Genomic DNA, 23,274 nt, shown 5'->3' with positions numbered 1-23,274 from the left:
GTCCTGCCGTGCCGATCCCTGCCCGGGGCCTTCCTCCGAAACCCGGGCCCGCAAACCAGCGCGCGGTTGGGCCTCGGAGCCCTACGCTGCAGCCATGCACGCTCGGCTCGCCCGAGTCCTCGGGGTCGCTCTCACCGCTGCCTGCGCAGCCACCCTCCTCGGCGTCGCTCCGGCGGCCACGGCGGACCGCGACCGGGAGCCCGGCCACCGGGCCGGGATCCTGCCGCCCACGGCCGGTCCTCCGCAGCACCTGCACACGACCGTCGTCCCGGGCCGCAACGCGATCTCGGTGACGTGGGAGGCGCCCGCCGGGCTGCCCCCCGCCCTGGCCTACGAGATCCTGCTCGACGGCCGGCTGGTGGGCACCGTCCTGCCCGTGACCACGTCGTACACGATCACGACCGACGACGCCGACCTGGTGCTGGGCCACACCTACGAGATCGCGGTGCGAGCGGAGCTGGGCGAGGCGGCGTACACCGAGCAGACCCTCTACATCGCGCCGGTCACCACGGCGCAGACGGCGAACCCCTCGAACCCGCTCGCCGGCCGGGAGTGGGGGGTCTACACCGGGCTGCAGGACCAGGCCTACATCGGCTGGAGCAAGCTCGGCGCCGCGCAGCAGGACGAGCTGGCGCTGTTCGCGATGATCGAGAAGGCCACCTACTTCGGGCGCTGGATCGGCGACGACGAGGTCACCAGGAAGGTCGAGACCTACATCGCGAGTGCCCAGGCCGGCGACCCGGAGAGGCTCGCGCTGATGACGCTGTTCCGGATGTTCCCGTGGGAGGGCGAGGCGCGCATCGACCAGCGGCTGCCGACGCCGGCCGAGCAGGCGTCGTACCGCCGCTATGTCACCAACCTCGCGCAGGGCATCGGCTCCAGCCGGGTCGCGGTGATCGTCCAGCCGGACGGCTACTTCGTGAAGAAGGCGTTCGAGGCGTGGGTCGGGAAGGTCGGTCGCAAGAAGGCGCTGCTGCCGGCGCGGATGCTGGCCTGGACCGTGCAGACCCTGGCAGCCCAGCCGCGCGCGACCGTCTACCTGGACATGGGCTCGGAGGACTGGGCCCGCGGTGACGTCGCCGCGGTCGCGAAGTACCTCCGGCTCAGCGGTGTGCAGTACGCCCGCGGCTTCTCGCTCAACGTCTCGCACAAGAACTACCTCGAGCGCGAGATCGTCTTCGCGAAGAAGGTCTCCGAGGCGCTGGCCCGCATGGGGCTGAAGGACAAGCACGCCGTGCTGGAGACCAGCGACAACGGGCAGCCCTTCCACGGCAGCGAGATCAACCCGCAGGGCGGGCAGACGCCGAACTACACCCAGCCCGGCGAGGTCCCGCCGTGCCAGACCTTGGACCAGAAGACGCCGTGCACCGCCCTCGGCGTGCCGCCGACCACCGACGTGAACAACCGCGCCTGGGGGCTGGGTGCCACCGCCGGGCGGATCGCCGCGCGGTACGTCGACGCCTACCTGTGGATCAGCCGGCCCTGGCTGCCCGACCAGGGCGAGGGCGGCACCAAGTTCAGCCCGGAGTACGCCTCCTTGCTGAAGAAGACGTGGACGTTCTCGCCGTACTTCACCGGGACGCCGTAGCCAGTGACCGCGCGGCCCGCGACCGCGGACGGGCAATACCTGCACTGTTAGGCCGAAGTTTCGGCCGAACAGTACTGGTTTCCCCGGGTACCCGGGGAAACCAACCCCGGGTCGGCTCAGGCGAGCTCGACCAGCAGCTGGCCGCCGCTGACGGCGTCGCCGGGCTGGACCAGGATGCTGCCGACGGTGCCGGCCGCGGGCGCGGTGATCTCGGTCTCCATCTTCATCGCCTCGAGGACCACCAGCACGGCGCCGGCCTCGATCTCCTGGCCCTCCTCGACCGGGATCCGGGCCACGGTGCCGGCCAGCGGGGCGCGCACGCCCTCGCCGTCGGCCGCGGGCGCGGACCCGTTGACGGGCGCGGCGGTGGGCGCGGAGAAGGTCCCTCCGGCCATGAAGATGCCGATCGTGGGCGGCCGCTCCTCCTCGACCTCGACCTCGACCTCGTAGACCTGGCCGTTCACGGTCACCTTGAGCTGCATGTCCTCACCTTCGCCTTGACCGGCCCCGTCACCGGGCACCATGGATGATCCGGTGACCCTGCACCGCCACGCGGCCCTGCTGGGCCCATGCCTGACCGGTCCGGTAGTGCACCTGCTTGACCTTGGCGCGGTGGCCCAGGAACGAGGCCACCGCGGCGGAGATCGCGAGCACGACCTCCTCGGGGATCTCCTCCTCCTGCCGCGTCCGGACGGCGGCGACCTCGGCCTCGAGGGCCGCCACCCGCTCGGTGAGCTCGCGGACCGCCGCGAGCAGCTCCTGCTCCATGCCGCTCTCCAGGCCGCTGCCGCTCACGTCGGGCCCAGCCCGTGCTTCTTGGCCGGCCGCAGCTCACGCTTGCTGGCCAGCATCTCCAGGGCCCGTGAGATGTGCGCCCGGGTGCAGCACGGGTCGATGATGTCGTCGACCAGGCCGCGGCCGGCCGCGACGTACGGCGTGGAGAACGTCGAGCGGTACTCGTCGACCAGCTCCGCGCGCCGGGCCTCGGGGTCCTCGGCCTCGGCGATCTCGCGCCGGAACACGATCTCGGCCGCGCCCTCTGCCCCCATCACCGCGATCTCCGCGGTCGGCCAGGCGAACACCTTGTCGGCGCCCAGGTCCTTCGAGCACATCGCGACGTACGCACCGCCGTAGGCCTTGCGCAGCACCACGGTGATCTTCGGGACCGTCGCCGCGGAGTACGCGTAGAGCAGCTTGGCGCCGTGGCGGATGATGCCGCCGTGCTCCTGCGCGACACCGGGCAGGAAGCCCGGCACGTCGACCAGGGTCACCAGCGGGATGTTGAAGGCGTTGCAGAACCGGACGAACCACGAGCTCTTGTCGGAGGCGTTGATGTCGAGCACGCCGGAGATCACGCTGGGCTGGTTGGCGACGATGCCGACCGTGCGCCCGGTGATCCGGCCGAAGCCGATCACGATGTTCTGCGCGTAGCCCGCCTGCACCTCGAGGAAGTCCGCGCGGTCGACGATCCGCGCGATCACCTCGCGCACGTCGTACCCCTTCTTGTCCGAGACCGGCACCAGCTTCGGCAGCTCCAGGTCCGGCTCGATCGTGTCGTCGGGGTCGACGATCGGCGGGTCCTCGGTGTTGTTCTGCGGCAGGAAGCTGAGCAGCTTCTTGGTGATCAGCACCGCCTGCTCGTCGTCGTCGGCCACGAAGTGGACGACACCGGAGCGGCTCATGTGCGCGTCCGCGCCGCCGAGCGCGTCGGAGGAGACCTGCTCGCCGGTGACCTGCGCGATCACGTTCGGCCCGGTGATGAACATGTGGGCCTTGCGGGTCTGGATGATGAAGTCGGTCAGCGCCGGGGAGTACGCCGCCCCGCCCGCGCACGGCCCCGCGATGATCGCGATCTGCGGCACCACGCCGGAGAGCAGCACGTTGCTGTAGAACACCCGGCCGTAGCCGGCCAGCGAGCCGATGCCCTCCTGGACCCGGGCGCCGCCCGAGTCGTTGATGAACACGAACGGCGTGCCGGTCGTCAGGCTCGCCTTCATCATCGCGACGACCTTGTCGCTGTGGACCTCGCCCGCCGAGCCGCCGGCGACCGTGAAGTCCTGGCTGGCCACGTGGACCGGGCGGCCGAGCACGGCACCCTCGCCGGTGACGACGCCGTCGGCGGGGTAGTCGGCCTTGTCGAGCCCGAAGTACGTCGACTGGTGCCGGGCGAACATGCCCGTCTCCTGGAACGTGCCTGGGTCGATCAGCGCCTCGATCCGCTCACGCGCGGTCAGCTTGCCCTGGTCGTGCTGCTTCTGCAGGCGGGCCTCGCCGCCGCCGAGCGCTACCTTGTGCCGCCGCTCCTCGAGCTCGGAGGTGCGCTCGTCCATCGTGGCCTGGTGGTGCTTGTGCTTGCTCACCGGATTCCCTTCAGGCTCGCTCGACCGTGACGTCGTGCTTGCGGCCGTTCATCGAGACCGCGTAGTGGATGGGGCCCTTGACCGGGCCGGTGCCGGACGCGGACTCGGCGAGCTTCTCGGCCGCCTGCTGCGCGGGGTCCTTCCCGACGTTCTTGGGACCCTCGGGCCGCTCGAGGAAGAACTTCGGCGCGACGCCCGGGAACATCGCGTAGGTCAGCACGTCCTCGTCGGTGCCGTCGGCGCCCTCGAGCGCGTTGGCCTCGGCGCAGAGCTTCTCCCACTCGGGTTGGAGCAGGTCGGCGGGCCGGACCTCGATCGGCTCCTTCTTGGTCTGCAGCCGGGCGGCCTCGACGATCTCGGGGTCGCGGGGGCCGATCGCCTTGCCGTAGTAGCCGAGCATCAGGTCGGCGAACTCCGCGGTGAGCACCTGGTAGGGGCCCATCAGCACGTTGAACACGGCCTGGGTGCCGACGATCTGGCTGGACGGCGTCACCAGCGGCGGGTAGCCGGCGGCCTTGCGGACCCGCGGCACCTCCTCGAGGACCTCCTTGAGCCGGTCGCCGGCGCCCTGCTGGCGCAGCTGCGACTCCATGTTCGAGATCATCCCGCCGGGGATCTGGCTCTTGAAGATCTCGGTCTCCACGCCGGTGATCGCGGACATGAACTCGGTGTACTTGGGGCGGACGACCGCGAAGTGGTCCTTGATGCTGAGCAGCCGCTCGTCGTCGAGGCTCGTCTCGTACGGCGTGCCGTGCAGCATCTCGACCAGCGACTCGGTCGGGTTGTGGCCGGGGCCCATCGAGACCGAGGAGATCGCGGTGTCGACGGCGTCGGCGCCCGCCTCGATCGCCTTCATCAGGCTGACCAGCGTCACGCCGGTGGTCGCGTGGCAGTGCACGTGCACCCGGACGTCCTGGCCGAGGGACTCCTTGATCGCCCCGACGATGTCGAACGCCGGCTGCGGCCGCAGCAGCGCCGCCATGTCCTTGAGGCACAGCGAGTCGCAGCCGAGCTCCATCAGCTCGTGGGCCATGTCGACGTACCCCTGCACGGTGTGCAGCGGGCTCTCGGTGTAGCAGATGGTGCCCTGGGCGTGCTTGCCGACGCGGCGCACGGCCTTGATCGCCTCGCGCACGTTGCGCACGTCGTTGAGCGCGTCGAAGGTCCGGTAGACGTCCATGCCGTTCTCGGCGGACTTCTCCACGAACTTGTTGACGACCGTGTCCTCGTAGTGCCGGTAGCCGAGCAGGTTCTGCCCGCGCAGCAGCATCTGCAGCTTGCTGTTGGGCATCAACCGGCGGAACGTGCGCAGCCGCTCCCAGGGGTCCTCGTTGAGGAACCGGATGCAGGCGTCGTAGGTCGCACCGCCCCAGCACTCGACGGACCAGTAGCCCGCCGCGTCGATGTCGGCACAGGCGTCGACCATGTCCTCGAGCGCCATCCGCGTCGCCATCAGGCTCTGGTGGGCGTCGCGCAGGATCAGCTCGGTGACCCCGATCTCTCGTCGTGCGGCGGTCGCGCCGGTGGCGCCGACGCCCCCTGTCTCGGTGTCGCCGTAGGTCATGACTTCATGCTGGCAGCGGCGACGTGCGCTGCCCCGGGTCGTTGGTCCCGCGTCCGCGGGCGGTTGCGGGCCCGTCCCAGCCCCCCGCGGGAACGGAGTCCCGGGACGCGGTCCCGAGCCCCGTGCTGGGGCTCAGTCGAGGACGCCGGGAGCGGCTTCCTCGTCGTCGACCCGGTCCTCGGCCAGGGTGTCGAACGGGTCGTGCCGGCCGCGCTCGTCGTCCTTGCGGACGGTCGCCTTGCGGGCGGTCCGGTGCTTGGTCTCTCGTGCCGCGGTCGCGCCGTGCGCGTCGGGGACGGCGGGCGCCGTGGTCAGCAGCCCCACGACGAGGGCGGCGCTCGCGATCGCGCGCAGGATGAGCGTCATGTGCGTGGTTCCCTTCCCACGCCTGTGAGGTGAGCTGTCGGGTTCGGGCGTGGAAGGTGCCCGGCCACCGGCTGGTGGCTTCACCCCGAGCGGTCCGGCTCGGACCGCGAAGGTGGTTCCCCCACTCCTGCCCCGGATGTCGATGACCGGTCGCGGACGGGCAGGACTCGGCGTAGCCACGACCGGTGGTGCGTGATGCGAACGGTCGGGGACGGTAGCCACCGATCCGACCGGACCACGACTCGGCGGCCGGTGCGGGCCGTGGCGCACACCACACCGCCCGCGTGGATCCGCCGCCGGGTTGGACGAACGTCACACGACGACGCGGCCCTCGTCGAGGCGTACGACGCGGTCCGCGACCTCCCTGACCCGCCGACCGTGAGTGGCCACCAGCACCGCCGTGCCGGCCCGGGCGGCGGCAGCGGCGGGCACCCTCCGGCCCGGGCCGACCTCAGCCCGCGTCGGGGCCGGCCTCGACGAGCTCCAGGAGGTCGGCGACCGAGTCGACGACGCGCGTGGGCCGGTAGGGGAAGGTCGAGACCTGCTCGAGGCGGGTCGAGCCGGTGGTCACCAGGATCGTGCGCAGCCCGGCCTCGAGGCCGCTGATGATGTCGGTGTCCATCCGGTCCCCGACCATCACCGTGGTCTCGGAGTGCGCCTCGAGCCGGTTGAGCGCGCTGCGCATCATCAGCGGGTTCGGCTTGCCGATGAAGTACGGCTGCCGCCCGGTCGCGGTGCTGATCAGCGCCGCGACGGACCCGGTGGCCGGCAGCATCCCCTGCTGGCTGGGCCCGCTCGCATCGGGGTTGGTCGCGATGAACCGCGCGCCGCCGTCGACCAGGCGGATCGCCCGGGTGATCGCCTCGAAGGAGTACGTGCGGGTCTCCCCCAGCACGACGTAGTCAGGGTCGCGGTCGGTCATCACGTAGCCGATGTCGTGCAGCGCCGTGGTCAGGCCCGCCTCGCCGACGACGTACGCCGTGCCGCGTGGGCGCTGGTCGTCGAGGAACTGCGCGGTGGCCAGCGCCGAGGTCCAGATCGCCTCCTCGGGTACGTCGATGCCGCTGCCGAGCAGCCGGGCGCGCAGGTCCCGCGGGGTGAAGATCGAGTTGTTGGTCAGCACCAGGAACCGCCGCTGCGAGGCCTTGAGCGCCTCGATGAACTCCTGGGCGCCCGGGATCGGCACCTCCTCGTGCACGAGCACGCCGTCCATGTCGGTCAGCCAGGTCTCCACGGGGCGGGTCGTCATGGCCGCCATTCTCACCCAGACCGGAGATCAGCGCCGCGGCAGCAGCACCTCGATGCCGTCGGCGGGGTGCGAGCCGGTCACCCGCCCGCCCAGCGCCTCGACCACGGAGGTGACCTGCGCGACCCGGTCCAGCGGCTCGGCGCCGTGGTGGCTCTCCCGGCCGTGGCCCTCGCACTCGACGCGGATCCGCAGGTGGCCTCCCTCCTCGCCGTGGAAGACGATGCGCACCGAGCCGGTACCGCGGCGTACGACGTCGGCCAGGAGCAGGTCGGTGACGTGCTCGACCGGGCCCGGCGTGTAGGTCAGCGACAGGTCGCCCTCGGCGGCGGCGGTCAGCGAGCGGCTGCGGACGCCGAGCCGGTCGGCCCACCGCTGCGCCAGCTGGGTCGCGAGGTCGACCAGCGGCAGCTCGGAGCCCGCCACCAGGCTGCCGCGCCGGGTCAGCTCGACCAGCTCGCCGGCGACCGCGCCGACCTCCTCGACCGCGGCCAGGCTGCGCGCCGCCGACTCCTGCACGTCGGCCGGCACGTCGTCGCGCAGGGTGAGGTCCTCCAGCTCGAGCCGCAGCCCGGTCAGCGGGGTGCGCAGCACGTGCGAGGCGTGCTCGGCGAAGTCGCGCTCGCGGTGCACCCGGTCCTCGAGCTGGTGCGCGCTGGCGCGCAGCGCGTTCGAGATCGCCCGCGCCTCGGGGATCCGGGTACGCGGCAGCTCGAGGTCGAACCGGCCGCGGCCGAGAGCCGCGGCCGCGACGGCCAGCCGCTGGAACGGCGAGGAGAGCGCGGAGGCGATCAGGAAGCCGGCGATGCCGGCGACCACCGCGATCAGGACGAACAGCGCCGCGATCGACCCGGTGTCGCGCCCGACGATGTCACTGGCCACCTGCGGCGACTGGCTCACCGTGACCCGGGCTCCACTGACCGCGAGGACCGCGGCGAGGTCGTCCTGGGGGTCGTCGGTTCCGGCGTAGTCGGGGCCGCGGACCACGACCGTCGGGCCGCGGTCCGGGTCGTACTCGAGGCGGCGGTCCGTGCTGACCAGCGTCGTCAGGAACCGCTCGTCGATCGCCCCACCGGCCGCCTCCCGATCGTCGACGATCGCACCGATCAGCTCGACCTCCTGGCGCAGGTGGCCGGCCTCCTGCTCCTGGATCAGGTCGCGCAGCACGAACGTGCGCACCACGCCCGCGCCGAGCAGCAGCACGATGGCGAGGACGACGAACGCGAGGGTGAGGCGTTCACGCATCGGCGGTGCCGCCCTCGAGGCGGAACCCCACACCTCGAACGGCTACCACCCTGTCGGTCACGCCGACGCTCTCGAGCTTCTGGCGCAGCCGTCCGATGGTGACGTCGAGCGTCTTCGTCGAGCCGTACCAGTTCTCGTCCCACACGTCGGCCATCAGCCGGCCGCGGGAGACGACCTTGTCCCGGTTGGCGGCGAGGATGTTCAGGACCTCGAACTCCTTGCCGGTGAGCGGAACCTCCTCCTCGCCGGCGTAGACCCGCCGGGCGTCCACGTCGATGCGCAGCCCGTCGGACTTCGCATCCTCGGCCGCCGAGGCGGAGGAGGTACGGCGCAACAGGGCGCGCACGCGCGCCTGCAGCTCGGCCAGGCCGAACGGCTTGGCCAGGTAGTCGTCGGCCCCGTAGTCGAGCCCGACCACCCGGTCCAGCTCGCCGGCCCGGGCCGTGACGATCATGATCGCGCCCTCGAAGCCCGCCTCCCGCGCTCGGCGGCACACCTCGAGGCCGTCGATGTCCGGGAGCCCGAGGTCGAGGATCACGACCTCGGGTGAGGTCGCCATCGCGTCCAGGGCCTTCTGGCCGCTGTCCACCCACGAGACGTCATAACCTTCGCGCTCCAGCGTTCGGACGAGGGGGAACGCGATGTCCTCCTCGTCCTCCACCACCAGAACTCGTTGCGCCATGGGAGCGAGCATAGGGCCCGTGGCGCCCGGCCCGAGGACGGTACTCAACGTTCGCTCCCCTCGGTCTCGCGGAGGGTGCCTCCGCCGCTCGACGCGCCCGGCTGGCTGGGATCCTCGCCGGCGGCGATCGAGGCCGCCCGGCGACCGCGGATCTCACTGGTGATCAGCAGCACCAGCAGCACCGCGGAGCCGACCATCAGCAGGCGCGAGATCGGGTGGAAGATGACCAGGTAGCCGTAGCCGACCCACGGGAGCGTGTAGACGACCCGGGGCAGCGTCGCCTCCCGCGGGTGCAGCACCCACGGGTCGCGGACCGGCTCCGCGTCGCCCCGGGTGCGGATCCCCTCGGGTCCGACGCTCACGATCCGGTGCGTCACCAGGCCGTCGGCGCCGGAGCCGGCCGGTGGTCGGAACGTGATGACGTCGCCGACGCGCAGGTCACCCACCGGGACCGCGCGCTCGAAGACGACCGAGCCCTGCGAGATGCCGCCCGCCGTACCGGAGTCCATCGAGTCGCCGGACATCACGTAGCGGTCCAGGCCCAGCCCGATGGGCAGCAGGACCAGGATCGAGACGGGCGCGAGGATGACCACGAGCGCGAGCAGGCGCCCCCACGGCGTCGACGCCGGGCGGTGCGGGGAGGTCGTGATCTCCATGGGCGGATTTCTCCGAGATGCGGTCAGGGAGGGCTGTCCGCCCGGCGCTCCCCCCGTCAGCGCCGGACAGACGTTCCTCCGGGCGGCCGAGCCGTTCGGCGCTCCCCCCAGGCGCGCCGGACGACTCGTCCAGGTTCCGGGTCTGACGACGACCGTCCGCGCGCCCCCCAGGTGCGCGGGCGGCCGTCGTCGTTCCCGATGGCGATCAGCTCCGGTCGGTCCTCCTCAGCCGAAGGATCCTGACGATCCAGAGGTCGAGTTCACCCACGTGTACGACGCTGACGCCGGCTCGCCCTGGTTGGCGAACGGCGCGTCGTCCGGCAGCGACACCGTGAACGTGAACGTGCTGGACCCACGGGACTCGACGGTCCCGACGTCCTGCGCGATGTCGCTCATGGCGGCGAAGTCGCCGTCGTACAGCGTTCGGCCGTCCTGGTCGATGACCAGGTGCAGCTCCCCGTCCGCGAACGGCGCGGGGTCTCCCGTCTCCTGGAAGGAGAGTCTCGACGGCGTACCACCTGAGTTGCGGATGGTCACGCTGCGAGACACAGACTCCCCGGGCTCGATCCTGCTGATGGTCAGCGTCGCGCCCTGGTTGTCGTCAGCCAGCAACCGGATCCCGGAGGCTCCTTCGCCGGCACTCGTCCAGGGGACCCCCATCAGCATGGCCAGCAAGCCGGCGCCGACGACGCTGCCCACAGGAAGAATGAGCTTCCTGGCCGTGGCGGCAGCGGTCGTGGTGGTCATGTCATCCCCTGGTGCTCCAGTGCTACACCGCCAAGGTAGGCAGGGCCGGTCCACACCCGATGAACACGATCTCCACGGAGGATCCACCGTTCGGTAACAGAAGCGGCTTCCTCGAAAGACCGCCGCTGACCTGCGCAGATGCCTTTCCGGGCCTGCTCAGCGGGGGGCTGCGAACAGGTCGCCGTGCTCCTCGAGGCGCTCGAGGACCTCCTCGAGGCGGAGCTGGCGCAGCGCCATCGGGTCCTCCGCGCCAGCCTCGACCTCGGCCCAGGCCAGCGGCGTCGCGACGGTCGGCAGCTCCCGGCCCCGCAGCGAGTACGGCGACACGGTGGTCTTCGAGCCGGCATTCTGCGACCAGTCCAGGAACACCTTGCCCGCGCGCCGGGCCTTGGTCATCGTGGCGGTCACCAGCGCCGGGTGCTCCCCCTGGAGCTCCTCGGCGACCGCCTTGGCCAGCGCCGAGGAGTCCTCCGAGGGCAGCCGCTCCGGCAGGTCGGCGTACAGGTGCAGGCCCTTGCTGCCGCTGGTGACCGGCTTGGCCGCCAGGCCGCGCTCGGCCAGCCGCTCGCGCACCATCAGCGCGACCTGGCAGCACTCGTGCAGGCCGGCCGGCTCCCCCGGGTCGAGGTCGATCACCACCCGGTCCGCGCCGCGCGGGCGACCGGTGCGGTCGACCGTCCACTGGTGCACGTGCAGCTCGAGCGCGGCGAGGTTGACCAGCCAGGTGAGGGTGGCCAGGTCCTCGATGATCGGGAAGACCAGGGTGTCTACCCCCGGTCTGCCGGAGGTCGACCGGGCGCGGCTGCCGGTCGTGGGCACCTTCGCGGTCCGCACCCACGAGGGGGTGCCGGCGGGCACGTTCTTCTCGAAGAAGCTGCCCTCCTGCACGCCGTGCGGCCAGCGGATCCGGGTGACGCACCGGCCCGCGAGGTGCGGCAGCAGCGTCGGCGCGACCTGGGCGTAGTAGTTGAGCACCTCCCCCTTGGTGGTGCCGGTGCGGGGGTAGAGCACCTTGTGCAGGTTGCTGATCGTCAGGGTCCGGCCGTCGACCTCGACGCGGACCTCTTCGCGGTCGGGCTGCGGCACGTCAGCGGCCGATCGCGATCACGGGCTTCCGGTCCGGGTCGAGGCGGTTGATCAGCGACTTGATGAACCAGCGCGGCGCGCTCACGCAGCCGGCGGTCGCACCGGAGCCGTTGACGTGCAGGAAGATCCCCGAGCCGCGGTGGCGGACCTGGCGGCCGTTGAAGCCGGTGACGATCGACCACTCGTACTGGACGGGGTAGTCCGAGAGCCGCTCGGAGGAGTCCGGGTCGCTGGCCGGCAGTCGCCACCGGAAGCCGCCCTGGCGCATGTTCCGGTACCGGTTGTAGAAGTTGGAGGCGTTGTCCTGGACCCAGAAGTCGCCGGCCCGGATCCTGCGGTAGTCGATGTCCCAGGCCGGCCGGGCGCGGTGGGTGCCGAACGCCGAGGGCAGGTCGTAGCTGCCCAGCGGGGTGGTGCCGGTGCCCTGCCGGCGGTGCCGGCCGACCACCAGCCCGCCGTACCCGATCCGGCCGTCGGTGGCCCGCATCCGCTTCTGCCAGCCCTCGCCGGTCCGGACCCACCAGGTCACCCGCGCCCGGTAGCCGCGGGTGTGGTTGACCGTGACGACCTGGGTGGTGCCGGCGCGCAGGCGTACGTCGACGCCGTCGAGGCGGACGTGGTCGGATGCTGCCTGCGCGGGGGCCGGGGCGAGCAGCGCGGGGGCCGGAACGAGCAGCGCAGTGGCCAGGAGCGGCAGCAGGAGCGAGCGGGCTCGCGGACGGGTCATCAGGGTCGGCACAGGTCCTCCGGGGTCAGGTCGGAGCGAACCCCCTGGAACGAGGGCTGGCGCAGGCGCTGGTACCCGCGACCGTGGGTGTCGATGTCCACGACCAGGACCGGCTCCAGCCACCGGGTGCCCTGCGCGTCCACGCGCGGCACCTCGTCGGCGAAGGGGCTGTCGCCGCGGCCGAGCCCGGTGACCAGCCCGGCCAGTGCCCGTCCCTGCCTCGGCCCGATCCCGCTGCCCACCCGGCCACGGTAGAGCAGCCCGTCGGCGGTCGGCTCCCCCACGAGCAACGAGGCGAGCCGGTCGACGGTGCCCTCCTGGGGTCGCCAGCCGCCGACCACGTAGGAGACCCGGTGCCGGTGGGCGAACTTCTGCCAGTGCGACGAGCGCTCGCCGAACACGTAGGTGGAGCGGCGGCGCTTGCTGACGATGCCCTCGAAGCCCTGCTGCAGGGTCGCCTCGAAGAGCATCGCCCCGTCGTCGTAGGCGGCCGGCACCTGCCAGGTGCCGTCGAGGCCGAGCCCGGCGAGCAGCTCCCGGCGTACGTCGAGCGGCTCGCCGGTCAGGTCGCGGCCGTCGATCCGGAGCAGGTCGAAGACCATGTAGGTCGCGGGCACCGCCCGCGAGAGCCGGGCCGCGCTGGCCGCCTTGCGCACGTGCATCCGGTCCTGGAGGGTGCGGAAGTCCGGCAGCCCGCGCTCGTTGAGCGCGATGATCTCGCCGTCCACGAGCAGGTCGCGGTCGCCGAGCGGGCTGGTCGCGAGCTCGGGCCAGGCGATCGTGATCGCGTTCTCGTTGCGGCTGGTCATCCGGAGCACGCCGTCGCGCACCTCGGTCAGCGCGCGGACCCCGTCCCACTTCACCTCGTGCGCCCAGGCCTCGCCGGTCGGGACCTGCCGGCCGTGGGTGGCGAGCATCGGGCGCATGCGCCCCATCCTGCCCGACCGGTGCCGCCCGACCGATGACTGCAGGCATTCCCATGAGTCACACTGGGCACCACCCCTTGGAGGAGGATGCGGATGCGTGCGATCTGGAAGGGCGCAGTGTCGTTCGGGCTCGTCAGCGTGCCCGTGAAGCTGTACGCCGCCACGGAGTCCCACGACGTCTCGTTCCGCCAGGTCCACGCCAAGGACGGCGGGCGGATCAAGTACCAGCGGGTGTGCTCGCTGGACGGCGAGGAGGTCGCGTACGCCGACATCGCCAAGGGCTACGAGACCGAGGACGGCGAGATGGTGGTCCTCACCGACGACGACCTGGCCGAGCTGCCGTCGACGTCGTCGCGCGAGATCGCGGTCGAGAAGTTCGTGCCGTCCGAGCAGATCGACCCGATGCTGTTCGAGAAGTCGTACTACCTCGAGCCGGAGAAGTCCGGCGCCAAGCCCTACGCGCTGCTGCGCCAGGCGCTGCTGGACGCCGACCGGATGGCCGTGGTCACCGTCGCGCTGCGCCAGCGGACCACGGTCGGGGTGCTGCGGGTGAAGGACTCCGAGAACGGACAGGTGATCGTGCTGCAGACGATGATGTGGCCCGACGAGGTCCGCACCCCGGACTTCTCGGTGGACGCCGGCACGGTGAAGCCCGCCGAGGTCAAGATGGCGAACATGCTGGTCGAGACGCTCGCCGGCGACTTCGACCCCGCGGAGTTCGAGGACGACTACGCCGAGGCCGTCGAGGCGCTCGTGAAGACCAAGGTCGAGGGCGGCGAGGTCAAGCGGACGCCGACGTCGACCAAGTCCTCCGGCGAGGTCGTCGACCTGCTGGCCGCCCTGCAGCGCTCCGTCGACGCGGCCAAGTCCGCTCGCGGGGAGACCCCCGCAGCGGAGGGCGGGGCGGGCGAGGCCGACGAGGAGCAGGAGCCGGCGAGGAAGGCGGCCGCCAAGAAGCCCGCCAACAAGACCGCCAAGAAGGCGCCCGCGAAGAAGGCAGCGGCCAAGAAGCCCGCCAAGAGGACCGCGGCCCGCAAGGCGAGCTGACGGCCGGGTCGTCGGGAGTGGCGGATCCGGTGGCACCGGGCCGATGAGAACGGCGGCCTCGCCCGGTCGTATCCAGGACGGACCCCGACGCCCACGACCCTGAGGAGCCGACGATGAGCAACGTCCCCGGAGCGCCGACCTGGATCGAGCTGTTCACGACCGACACCGACACCGCCCGCTCGTTCTACGGCGAGCTGTTCGGCTGGACCGTGCAGGACAGCGGCCCGGAGTACGGCGGCTACGCGCAGTTCCTGCGCGACGGCGCGCCGGTCGCCGGGCTGATGCGCAACGAGATCGGCGCCCCCGACACCTGGTCGATCTACCTCCGCAGCGCCGATGCGGCGGCCACCGTCGCGGCCGCCCGGCAGCACGGCGGGCAGGTGCTCGTCGAGCCGATGCAGGTCGGCGACCTGGGCCACATGGCGGTGGTCGCCGACCCCGCCGGCGCCGCGGTCGGCGTCTGGCAGCCGCTGGAGTTCGAGGGCACCGCGGTACGCGCCGAGACCGGGGCGCCGTCGTGGTTCGAACTGCACACCACCGACTACCCGGCGGCCATCGCGTTCTACCGCGACGTGTTCGGCTGGTCGACCCACACGATGAGCGACACCCCGGAGTTCCGGTACACGACGCTGGGCAGGGACGAGGACGCGCTCGCCGGCATCATGGACGCGACCGGGCACTTCGACGGCCAGCCGTCGGCCTGGGTGTTCTACATCCAGGTCGAGGACGCGGACGCCACGCTGGCGCGTGCCCTCGAGCTCGGCGGCAGCCGGCTGCCGGACACCGGCCCGCACGACACGCCGTACGGCCGGCTCGCGGTGCTCGCCGACCCCGCCGGGGTGCAGCTCAGCATCGTCGGGTCCGAGCGGGCCTGAGCGGCCGCCTCCTCGCGGTAACACGGCGTTACAGCAGACGGGTCACTCGCCGCGGGCGGCCCTGGAGTCGGGGAACATCGCGTCGAAGCGGTGGAAGAGCCAGTCGCTGAGGCGGGGCGCCAGGATGTTCAGCAGCTCGCCGACGTCGCCGGCGGGGGTGTTCACCGTCACCGGCCGGTCCTCCAGCGCGCGCACCACCCGGGCGGCCGCCTGCTCGGGGCTGGCACCCCGGCCGGCGTACGCCTCGGTCGGCGCGGACATCGCCGTGCGCACCAGCGAGAAGCGGATGTTGGTGAAGGTGACGCCGTCGCCGTAGGTCTCGCGCCCGGCGATCCGGCTCCAGGTGTCGAGCGCCGTCTTGGAGGCGAGGTAGGCGCTGAACTTCGGCGCCTTCATCTGCACGCCCCAGCTGAGCACGTTGACGACGTGCCCGAAGCCCTGCTCGCGCATCGCCGGCAACAGCCCCATGGTCAGCCGCACCGGGCCGAAGTAGTTGATCGCCATGGTGCGCTCGAAGTCGTGGAAGCGGTCCTGGGTCAGGTCCAGGGACCGCCGGATCGAGCGGCCCGCGTTGTTGACCAGGTAGTCGACCGCGCCGTGCGCGGCCAGCACCTGCGCGACCAGCGTGTCGACGGCATCACCGTCGGTCAGGTCGCAGGGGTACGCCGCGGCGCGGCCACCGGTCTCCTCGATCTCCTGGCGGACCCGCTCGAGCTCCTCGGGCCGGCGCGCCACGAGCAGCACGGTGGCTCCGGCCCGGGCCACGGCCAGCGCGGTGGCCTCCCCGATCCCGGAGGACGCCCCGGTGACCAGCACGGTGCGCCCGGCGAGCGGGCTGCCCGGGTCGTGGACCAGCCGGCGCAGCGCCCGGGCGGCGCGGGCCCGCGGGGTGGCGAGGAGCAGTCCCATGGCAGGACGGTAGCGGAGCCCCGCCGCGCGAGCGCCGGGCCCTTGACGCATCCGAACGGTCGTGCTTTTCTTGGCCAATGACCAAGGGCACCGAGACCCGCACCGCGATCCTCGACGAGGCGGCGGACCTGGCCTCCCGGGTCGGTCTCGGTGGGCTGACGATCGGCACCCTCGCCACGCAGACCGGACTCTCCAAGAGCGGCCTGTTCGGCCACTTCGCCTCCAAGGAGGCGCTCCAGATCGGCGTGCTGGGCCGCGCCCGGGAGCGCTTCGTCGATCGGGTGCTGCGCCCGACCCTCGCGACGCCCCGCGGCGACCAGCGGGTCCGCGCGCTCTTCGAGCACTGGCTGGCCTGGCAGCAGGGCGGGTTCGCCGGCGGCTGCCTGTTCATCGACGCCGTCAGCGAGTTCGACGATCAGGAGGGGCCGGTCCGCGATGAGCTGCTCCGCTCGGAGCGCGACAAGGCCGAGACCGTGATGACGATCGTGGCGACGGCGGTCGCCGAGGGCGACCTCGCCGCCGACCTCGACCTCGAGCAGTTCGCCTTCGAGCTCCAGGGGATCATCCTCGCCCACCACTACAGCTGCCGGATGCTGCGCGCCCCCGACGCCACCGATCGCGCGCGCACCGCCTTCGAGCGGCTCGTCGCGTCGGCCCGCCCGCGCTGACCCCCGACACCCCCGACCCCGCACCCGCTCCCGAGAGGAACCCGTCATGGCATCGTCAGGCTCGTTGAAAAGCACGATCGTTCGTACTCTTACCCACGCCGGCTTCGGCGCACTCGACCGGATGGCGCCGGCGCTGGGCGCCCGGCTGGTGATGCGGCTCTGGTTCCGCATCCCCCGCGGGATGCCGCTGGTCGCGCCGACCGGCACCCCGTTCGAGGTGCGCTGGCAGGGGCGCACCCTGCGCGGCCAGGTCTGGGGCGAGGGGGCGCCGGTCTACCTGGTGCACGGCTGGGGCGGCAACGGCGACCAGATGCGGCACTTCGTCGAGCCGCTGGTCGCCGCCGGGCACCGGGTGGTGGCGTACGACGGGCCCTCCCACGGCCGCTCGGACGCCGGCCTGCACGGATCGGAGACGACCGACGCGGTCGAGCTCGGCCAGGCCCTGGACGCCGTCGTCGCCGAGTTCGGCCCGGCGCGGGCGGTCGTCGCCCACTCGCTGGGCACCCTGTCCCTGCTGCTCGCGCTGCGCGACGGCTGGTTCACCGCCGAGCGGGTGGTGCTGGTCGCGCCGGTCGACGGCGTGCCCGGGTTCACGGCGCACTTCCGCCGGCTCCTCGGCTTCGGGGACCGCATCCAGCGGCACACCGACCGGCTGGTCGAGAAGCGCACCGGCTACCGCCCCGACGAGCTCCGGACCCTGCTGCTCGCCCGGCGTCCGGGCCTGCCGGAGGCGCTGGTCGTGCAGGACCGCGACGACCGCAGCGTCGGCACCGGCCCGGCCCGCGAGCTGACCGCCCACTGGCCGGGCGCGGCGTACCTGGAGACCCGCGGGCTCGGGCACAACCGGGTACTGGCCGACCCCGGGGTCGTGGCGAGCGTGGTCGGGTTCGTGACCGACGGCACCGAGGCGGACGCGCGCGACGAGCTCGCCTCCTGAACCTGACCCCGGGCCGGGGCTCGGCCGGCGGCGGTTTCCCCGGGTACCCGGGGAAGTTGTCACTTATCGGCCGAAACTTCGGCCGATAAGTGCAGGCTTTCCGGGTAGCCCCGGCCGTTCGAGGAGCTCTCCGGCGAGGCTGCCCGGCCAGACCAGCTCGGCGAGGAGGGTCGTGGGCCCGGCGACCGGGCGGCGCAGCCCCTCGACCAGCTCCAGCAGCGTGGTCCTGCCCACGCCGTCGGGGCCGAGGACGCAGAGCTCCCCTCGCCGACGGTCAGGCCACGCCGTCGACCGCCCGCAGCTCGCCGTCCGTCATGGTGAGGTCGACGACCTCGATGGCCGGCATCAGGACGCGTCGCCCGCGACCAGCGGCCAGGGCCGGGCTGCCTCGAGCTGGGCGGAGAGGGAGAACAGGGTGGCCTCGTCGTCGGTGCGGCCGACCAGCTGGACCGCGACCGGGAGGCCGTCCGCGGCGAGGCCGCACGGCAGCGACGCGGCCGGGTTGCCGGCGACGTTCCACAGCGCGGCGTAGGCGATCGAGGGCATCGCCCGCAGCGAGGCGCGCACGGTGCCGACGCCGTCGAGGCGGCCGACCCGCGGCGGCCGGTGCGCGATGGCCGGGGTGAGCAGCACGTCGACGCCGTCCGGCCCGTCGAAGACCCGGTTCGCCTTCGCCGACACCTGCTCGCTCCGGCGCAGGGCGCCGTCGATGACCTTCTGGGTCACCCAGGAGCCGAGCCGGTAGGTCTCGCGGGTGCGCCGCTCGAGCCGCTCGAAGTGCTCGACCTGGTCGGCCTCGGCGCGGATGCCGGCGAAGAACTGCGGCACGAACGCGGCCGTGGGGTCGGGGTAGCGCGGGTCGATCTCGCGGACGTCGTGGCCCAGGTCGGCCAGCAGCCGCGCGGTGTCCTGGACGGCGCGCACGTGCACGGGGTCGGGGCGCACGCCCAGGCTGACCGGCTTGACCGACCAGCCGATCCGCAGCCGGCCGGGCTCGCGGCCGGCCGCCGCGACGAACGGCTCGTCGCCGCCGGCGGTGTAGAGGTCACCGTCGACATTGCCGCGGATCGCGTCGTAGACCAGCGCGCTGTCGAGCACGCTGCGCGTCAGCGGCCCGGCCGTCCCCAGCGCCCACCACAGGTGCGGGTGCGGCGCGGTGGTCACCCGGCCACGCTGGGGCTTGAGCCCGAACAGCCCGCAGCTGGCGCTCGGGATCCGGATCGAGCCGCCGCCGTCGCCGCCCATCCCGGCCGGCACCATGCCGGCCGACACCGCCACAGCGGTCCCGCCGCTGGAGCCTCCCGGGGTACGGCCCCGGTCCCAGGGGTTGCGGGTCACCCCGCGCGAGGCGGACTCGGTGAACGGGAACGCGCCGAACTCCGGCATGGTGGTCTTCGCGACGATCACCGCACCGGCCACGCGGAGTCGGCGTACCACCTCGGCGTCGGCGGCCGCCGGCGTGGAGTTGGCCTCGCCGCCGAACGTGGTCACCGTGCCGGCGACGTCGATCTCCTCCTTGATCACGAGCGGTACGCCGTGCAGCGGCCCGACCGGACCGCCGGCGGCCAGCGCCTCGTCGCGCGCCTGGGCCTCGGCGATCGCGGCGTCGACCATCAGCTGCGAGATGGCGTTCAGGCCGCGGTCGCGCTCCGCGATGCGGGCCAGGGCGAGCTCGACCGCGCCGCGCGCCGAGACCTCACCTCCCGCCACCAGTCGTGCGGTCTCGGCCACTCCGGCATGCGCAAGGTCCGTCATGCGCGACAGGCTAGCGGTGCCGGGAGGTCATCCGGCTGGAGCCGCAGGTGACACCGACCGGATGACGTCCCGGGCCGAGCCGGCGCCGGCCAGCGCTCAGGCCAGCGAGTCGAGCCAGGCGCGGTGCAGGTCGGAGAAGCGGCCCGAGCCCGCGGCGACCAGCTCCTCGGGGGACCCGTCCTCGACGATCCGGCCGTGCTCCATGACGACCACCCGGTCGGCGATCTCCACGGTGGAGAGCCGGTGGGCGATGATCACCGCGGTGCGCCCGGCCAGCACGGTGCGCAGCGCCCGCTGGACCAGGCGCTCGCTCGGGACGTCCAGCGACGAGGTCGCCTCGTCGAGGATCAGCACCGCGGGATCGGCGAGGAAGGCGCGGGCGAACGCGACCAGCTGGCGCTGGCCGGCGCTGAGCCGGCCGCCGCGGTTGCTGACGTCGGTGTCGTAGCCGTCGGGCAGGGCCCGGATGAAGTCGTCGGCACCCAGCGCACCGGCCGCGGCGACGACCTCCTCCAGCGTGGCCGTCGGGCGACCGAAGCGGATGTTGTCGGCCACGGTCCCGGAGAAGAGGTAGTTCTCCTGGGTGACCATCACGACCCGGTCACGCAGGGTGTCCGAGGCCAGCTCGCGCAGGTCGACGCCGTCGAGCAGCACCCGCCCGGAGGTCGGGTCGTAGAAGCGCGTGGCGAGCTTGGCGAGGGTGGTCTTGCCGGCGCCGGTGGTGCCGACCAGCGCGAGGGTCTGGCCGGCGGGCACCGTGAGGTGCAGGTCGGGCAGCACCGGGCGGCCCTCGACGTACGCGAAGCCGACATGCTCGAAGCGCACCTCGCCGCGGGCCTGCGGAAGGTCGCGCGGACGCTCGGGCTCGGGGACACCGGGCTCCTGGTCCAGCACGCCGGCGAGCTTGTCGAGCGCGGCCGACGCGGACTGGAAGGTGTTGTAGAACTGCGAGATCTCCATCATCGGCTCGAAGAACTGGCGCAGGTAGAGCAGGAACGCGGCGAGCACGCCGATCGTGACCTCGCCCTGGTAGGCGCGGTAGCCGCCGTACAGCAGGACCAGCGCGATGGTGATGTTGCCGATCAGGCGGATGCCGGGCATGAACCAGGCGACCAGCCGGAACGCGACCAGGTTGGCGGCGCGGTACTGGTCGTTGACGTCGTCGAAGATCTCCTGGTTGCGCGACTCGCGCCGGAAGGCCTGCACCGCGCGGATGCCGCCCATCGACTCCACGAAGTGGACGATGACCAGCGCGACCTTCTCGCGGGTGACCTGGTAGCTGCGCGCGGACTCCTTGCGGAACCAGTTGGTCAGCCAGGCGAGGAACGGGCCGCACAGCAGCGCGACCAGCCCGAGCTTCACGTCGAGGAGCACCAGGATCCCGGCGGTGCCGACCAGGGTGAGCGCGGCGGTGACCAGGCCGTCGAAGCCCGTCTCGAGCATCTCGTAGATCGCGTCGACATCAGAGGTCTGCCGCGAGATCACCCGCCCGGAGGTGTAGCCGTCGTGGAACGCCGGGCTGAGCGCCTGGAAGTGGCGGAACACCCGGCGTCGTACCTCGAAGAGCACGTCCTGGCCGATCCGCCCCGAGCGCACGAGGAAGAGGTTGCGCGACACCGCCTGCACCAGCGTCGCCACCAGCACGGCCCCGACGATCAGGAGCAGCGGATCGAGGTCGCCGGACTCCTGGATCGGCGGGATGCCGGTGTCGATGCCCTCCTTGACGAGGTACGGGATCGACAGCCGCGCGGCGTTCTCGACCACGACGATGAGGACCAGCGCCTGGATCGCGCGGCGGTACGGCGCGAGCAGCTCGCGGAGCAGCCGCCGGGAACCGCCCCCCAGGCCGCCGGCGGTCATCCGCTCCGCCGCCTCGTCGGCGTCGACCTCCGCCACGCCCCGCCAGCGCCGGACGTCGGTGTCGGCCTCGGTCCCGATGTCGGCGCGGTCGGCGGGCTGGTTCATGCCGCACCGCCCTCGGTGTCGTCGAGGGCCTCCGCGGCCAGCAGCTCCCGGTAGGCGGGCACGGTGGCCAGCAGCTCGCGGTGGTCGCCGACGTGGGTGATGGTGCCGTCCTGGATCAGCGCGACCCGGTCGGCGAGCAGCACGGTGGAGGCGCGGTGGGCGACGACCAGGCCGGTGGTGTCCGCGAGCACCCGGCGCAGCGCCTCCTCGACCAGCCGCTCGGTGTGCACGTCGAGTGCGGAGAGGGTGTCGTCGAGGACCAGCACCGTCGGGTGGGCGAGCACCGCCCGGGCCAGGGCGAGGCGCTGGCGCTGGCCGCCCGAGAGCGCCATCCCCTGCTCGCCGATCCGGGTGTCCAGCGCCCAGGGCAGGTCCCGGGCGAACCCGGCCTGGCTGACCTCGAGCGCGGAGTGGATCTCCTCCTCGGTGGCGTCGGCCCGGCCCAGGGTGAGGTTCTCCCGGGCGCTCATCGAGAACAGCGTCGGCTCCTCGAAGGCCGTGGCGACCAGCTGGCGCAAGTGCCGCAGGCGCAGCTCGCGGACGTCGACCCCGTCGATGGTGACCCGACCGGCGGTCACGTCGTACAACCGCGGCACCAGCGCGGTGAGGATCGTCTTGCCGGAGCCGGTGGCGCCGACCAGCGCCACGGTCTCGCCCGGCGCGATGTCGAGGTTGACGTCGTGCAGCACCAGCTCGTCGGGGGCGTCGGGGAACGCGAAGTCGACGTGCTCGAAGCGCACGTGCCCGCGGGGCCGCTCGATCTCGCGCGTGCCGGTCACGATGGCGGGGGTGGTGTCGAAGATCTCCAGGATGCGGGCGGCCGCGGTCATCGCCTCCTGGGCCATCGCGAGGATCACGCCGAGCGACGCGATCGGCCACACCAGCGAGAGCATCAGGGTGATGAACGCGACCAGCTCGCCGGGCGTCAGGTAGCCCTTGCCGACGCCGATCGCGCCGAGCAGCAGCACGACGACCACGGCGAGGTTGGGGATCACCTCGAGGAAGGTCCAGAACTTCGCCGACAGGCGGACCTTGTCCATGCTGGTCGCGTGGAGGGAGCGGGCGGCGGCTTCGTACTGCGCGGAGACGTGCTCGCTGCGCCCGAAGGACTTGATCACGCGGATGCCGACCGCGCCCTCCTCGGCCAGGGTCGCCAGATCGCCCTGCTCGTCCTGGACCCGGCGCGAGATCAGCACGTAGGACCTCTCGAACCGCATCGAGAGCCACACGATCGGCGCGGCGGTCGCCGCGACGACCAGGCCGAGCGGCCAGTACATCTCCAGCAGCACGACGGTCACGATCGTCAGCTGGAGGACGTTGGTGATCAGGAAGATCAGCCCGAAGCCGCTGAACCGGCGGATCGCGGACAGGTCCGTGGTGGCGCGCGAGAGCAGCTGGCCGGACTGCCACCGGCTGTGGAAGCTCATCGGCAGCTGCTGGAGGTGGTCGTAGAGGTCGCCGCGCAGGGCGGTCTCCAGGTCGAGCACGGTGGCCGACTGGACCCACCGGCGCCACCAGATCAGCACCGCCTCGAGCACGCCGAGCGCGAGCGCGAGCAGCCCGAGGCCGATCAGGCCGCGGGACTCGTGGTGGGTGACCGGGCCGTCGATCAGCGCCTTGGTGACCAGCGGGATCGCGATCGAGAGCCCGACCCCGCCGAGGGACGCGAGCAGCATGATCGTCATCGACAGGGCGTGCGGGCGGAGGTAGCCGCGCAGCCGCCACAGCGAGTGGACCCCGGCGGGTGGGTCCTGGTCGGGCGCGGGGCCGGCAGAGTCGGGCATCGTTGCTCGATCCTAGGTCGGCCCGCCGACACCCGGCGACGGGATTGATGCCGCTACCTCTCGACGGCGATCACCTCGTCCGGACGCGCGCGGGGCGCGCCGGCCGTCCATGCCCCCCGCGCCGCACCGGCGGCGGAACTC

Annotated in this window: 22 protein-coding genes and 1 riboswitch; of the genes, 5 read left to right on the top strand and 17 right to left on the bottom strand. The window is 72.5% G+C overall.

The window, feature by feature from the left end:
* Nucleotides 1-94: 94 nt before the first annotated feature.
* Nucleotides 95-1,588 (top strand): glycoside hydrolase family 6 protein, encoded by a 1,494-nt coding sequence (locus tag QMC84_RS13390; protein WP_300375311.1) that lies wholly within the window; start codon nt 95-97, stop codon nt 1,586-1,588.
* A gap of 116 nt (nt 1,589-1,704) precedes the next feature.
* On the opposite strand, the gene QMC84_RS13385 is transcribed toward QMC84_RS13390, so the two are convergent.
* The 13 genes from QMC84_RS13385 to QMC84_RS13325 all read right to left on the bottom strand — a co-directional run bounded on the left by QMC84_RS13385 (nt 1,705) and on the right by QMC84_RS13325 (nt 13,193).
* The gene (locus QMC84_RS13385) at nt 1,705-2,070 is read right to left on the bottom strand and encodes a biotin/lipoyl-containing protein (protein ID WP_300375310.1); all 366 of its coding nucleotides are present in this window, start codon (nt 2,068-2,070) and stop codon (nt 1,705-1,707) included.
* A 28-nt stretch (nt 2,071-2,098) separates the two neighbouring features.
* A complete protein-coding gene (locus tag QMC84_RS13380) occupies nt 2,099-2,383 on the bottom strand; it encodes a hypothetical protein (protein WP_300375309.1) in 285 nt (94 codons plus the stop codon).
* Nucleotides 2,380-3,918 (bottom strand): acyl-CoA carboxylase subunit beta, encoded by a 1,539-nt coding sequence (locus tag QMC84_RS13375; protein WP_300375357.1) that lies wholly within the window; start codon nt 3,916-3,918, stop codon nt 2,380-2,382. Before QMC84_RS13375 ends, QMC84_RS13380 begins: the two co-directional genes overlap by 4 nt.
* Before the next feature lie 40 nt (nt 3,919-3,958).
* Nucleotides 3,959-5,512 carry a methylmalonyl-CoA carboxytransferase subunit 5S gene (locus QMC84_RS13370; RefSeq protein ID WP_300375308.1) on the bottom strand — a complete coding sequence of 518 codons (1,554 nt, stop codon included), beginning with the start codon at nt 5,510-5,512 and terminating at the stop codon, nt 3,959-3,961.
* A 132-nt stretch (nt 5,513-5,644) separates the two neighbouring features.
* Complete coding sequence (locus tag QMC84_RS13365; RefSeq protein WP_300375307.1) at nt 5,645-5,878, bottom strand: hypothetical protein; 234 nt, start codon at nt 5,876-5,878, stop codon at nt 5,645-5,647.
* A 5-nt stretch (nt 5,879-5,883) separates the two neighbouring features.
* A riboswitch (cyclic di-AMP (ydaO/yuaA leader) is annotated at nt 5,884-6,061 on the bottom strand.
* Between the two features lie 268 nt (nt 6,062-6,329).
* Complete coding sequence (locus tag QMC84_RS13360; protein WP_300375306.1) at nt 6,330-7,136, bottom strand: HAD-IIA family hydrolase; 807 nt, start codon at nt 7,134-7,136, stop codon at nt 6,330-6,332.
* Nucleotides 7,137-7,154: 18 nt separating this feature from the next.
* Complete coding sequence (locus tag QMC84_RS13355; RefSeq protein WP_300375305.1) at nt 7,155-8,369, bottom strand: hypothetical protein; 1,215 nt, start codon at nt 8,367-8,369, stop codon at nt 7,155-7,157.
* Nucleotides 8,362-9,051, bottom strand: a complete 690-nt coding sequence (locus QMC84_RS13350) for a response regulator transcription factor (RefSeq protein ID WP_300375304.1) — start codon at nt 9,049-9,051, stop codon at nt 8,362-8,364. The genes QMC84_RS13355 and QMC84_RS13350 overlap by 8 nt, the downstream gene beginning before the upstream one ends.
* 44 nt (nt 9,052-9,095) lie before the next feature.
* Entirely contained in the window at nt 9,096-9,707 is a 612-nt protein-coding gene (locus QMC84_RS13345; RefSeq protein WP_300375303.1) for a hypothetical protein, read from the bottom strand.
* A 225-nt stretch (nt 9,708-9,932) separates the two neighbouring features.
* Nucleotides 9,933-10,454, bottom strand: coding sequence for a hypothetical protein (locus tag QMC84_RS13340; RefSeq protein WP_300375302.1), 522 nt, complete (start codon nt 10,452-10,454; stop codon nt 9,933-9,935).
* A gap of 156 nt (nt 10,455-10,610) precedes the next feature.
* On the bottom strand, nt 10,611-11,540 hold the full coding sequence (gene ligD / locus QMC84_RS13335) for a non-homologous end-joining DNA ligase (RefSeq protein WP_300375301.1): 930 nt from the start codon (nt 11,538-11,540) through the stop codon (nt 10,611-10,613).
* A gap of 1 nt (nt 11,541) precedes the next feature.
* Nucleotides 11,542-12,267: a L,D-transpeptidase family protein gene (locus QMC84_RS13330; RefSeq protein WP_300375300.1), complete on the bottom strand. Its 726-nt coding sequence runs from the start codon at nt 12,265-12,267 to the stop codon at nt 11,542-11,544.
* The gene (locus QMC84_RS13325; RefSeq protein ID WP_300375299.1) at nt 12,267-13,193 is read right to left on the bottom strand and encodes a DNA ligase; all 927 of its coding nucleotides are present in this window, start codon (nt 13,191-13,193) and stop codon (nt 12,267-12,269) included. The genes QMC84_RS13330 and QMC84_RS13325 overlap by 1 nt, the downstream gene beginning before the upstream one ends.
* A 93-nt stretch (nt 13,194-13,286) precedes the next feature.
* Here QMC84_RS13325 and QMC84_RS13320 point away from each other — a divergent pair, with 93 nt between their 5' ends.
* Both QMC84_RS13320 and QMC84_RS13315 read left to right on the top strand, forming a co-directional pair.
* Nucleotides 13,287-14,240: a Ku protein gene (locus tag QMC84_RS13320; RefSeq protein WP_300375298.1), complete on the top strand. Its 954-nt coding sequence runs from the start codon at nt 13,287-13,289 to the stop codon at nt 14,238-14,240.
* A 113-nt stretch (nt 14,241-14,353) separates the two neighbouring features.
* A complete protein-coding gene (locus tag QMC84_RS13315) occupies nt 14,354-15,115 on the top strand; it encodes a VOC family protein (RefSeq protein WP_300375297.1) in 762 nt (253 codons plus the stop codon).
* A gap of 42 nt (nt 15,116-15,157) precedes the next feature.
* Here the strand turns inward: QMC84_RS13315 and QMC84_RS13310 are convergent, their stop codons facing one another.
* Nucleotides 15,158-16,024: an SDR family NAD(P)-dependent oxidoreductase gene (locus tag QMC84_RS13310; RefSeq protein WP_300375296.1), complete on the bottom strand. Its 867-nt coding sequence runs from the start codon at nt 16,022-16,024 to the stop codon at nt 15,158-15,160.
* Nucleotides 16,025-16,101: 77 nt separating this feature from the next.
* Here QMC84_RS13310 and QMC84_RS13305 point away from each other — a divergent pair, with 77 nt between their 5' ends.
* Both QMC84_RS13305 and QMC84_RS13300 read left to right on the top strand, forming a co-directional pair.
* A complete protein-coding gene (locus QMC84_RS13305) occupies nt 16,102-16,692 on the top strand; it encodes a TetR/AcrR family transcriptional regulator (protein ID WP_300375295.1) in 591 nt (196 codons plus the stop codon).
* A 46-nt stretch (nt 16,693-16,738) separates the two neighbouring features.
* Nucleotides 16,739-17,629 carry an alpha/beta hydrolase gene (locus QMC84_RS13300; protein ID WP_300375294.1) on the top strand — a complete coding sequence of 297 codons (891 nt, stop codon included), beginning with the start codon at nt 16,739-16,741 and terminating at the stop codon, nt 17,627-17,629.
* Nucleotides 17,630-17,974: 345 nt separating this feature from the next.
* On the opposite strand, the gene QMC84_RS13295 is transcribed toward QMC84_RS13300, so the two are convergent.
* The 3 genes from QMC84_RS13295 to QMC84_RS13285 all read right to left on the bottom strand — a co-directional run bounded on the left by QMC84_RS13295 (nt 17,975) and on the right by QMC84_RS13285 (nt 23,133).
* Nucleotides 17,975-19,384, bottom strand: a complete 1,410-nt coding sequence (locus QMC84_RS13295; protein WP_300375293.1) for an amidase — start codon at nt 19,382-19,384, stop codon at nt 17,975-17,977.
* Nucleotides 19,385-19,480: 96 nt separating this feature from the next.
* The gene (locus QMC84_RS13290; protein ID WP_300375292.1) at nt 19,481-21,349 is read right to left on the bottom strand and encodes an ABC transporter ATP-binding protein; all 1,869 of its coding nucleotides are present in this window, start codon (nt 21,347-21,349) and stop codon (nt 19,481-19,483) included.
* Nucleotides 21,346-23,133 carry an ABC transporter ATP-binding protein gene (locus QMC84_RS13285; RefSeq protein WP_300375291.1) on the bottom strand — a complete coding sequence of 596 codons (1,788 nt, stop codon included), beginning with the start codon at nt 23,131-23,133 and terminating at the stop codon, nt 21,346-21,348. The genes QMC84_RS13290 and QMC84_RS13285 overlap by 4 nt, the downstream gene beginning before the upstream one ends.
* Nucleotides 23,134-23,274: the final 141 nt, after the last annotated feature.

The sequence above is a fragment of the Nocardioides sp. genome, assembly GCF_030019515.1.
Lineage (GTDB): Bacteria > Actinomycetota > Actinomycetes > Propionibacteriales > Nocardioidaceae > Nocardioides.
This window is presented reverse-complemented; position numbering and strand designations above follow the sequence as displayed.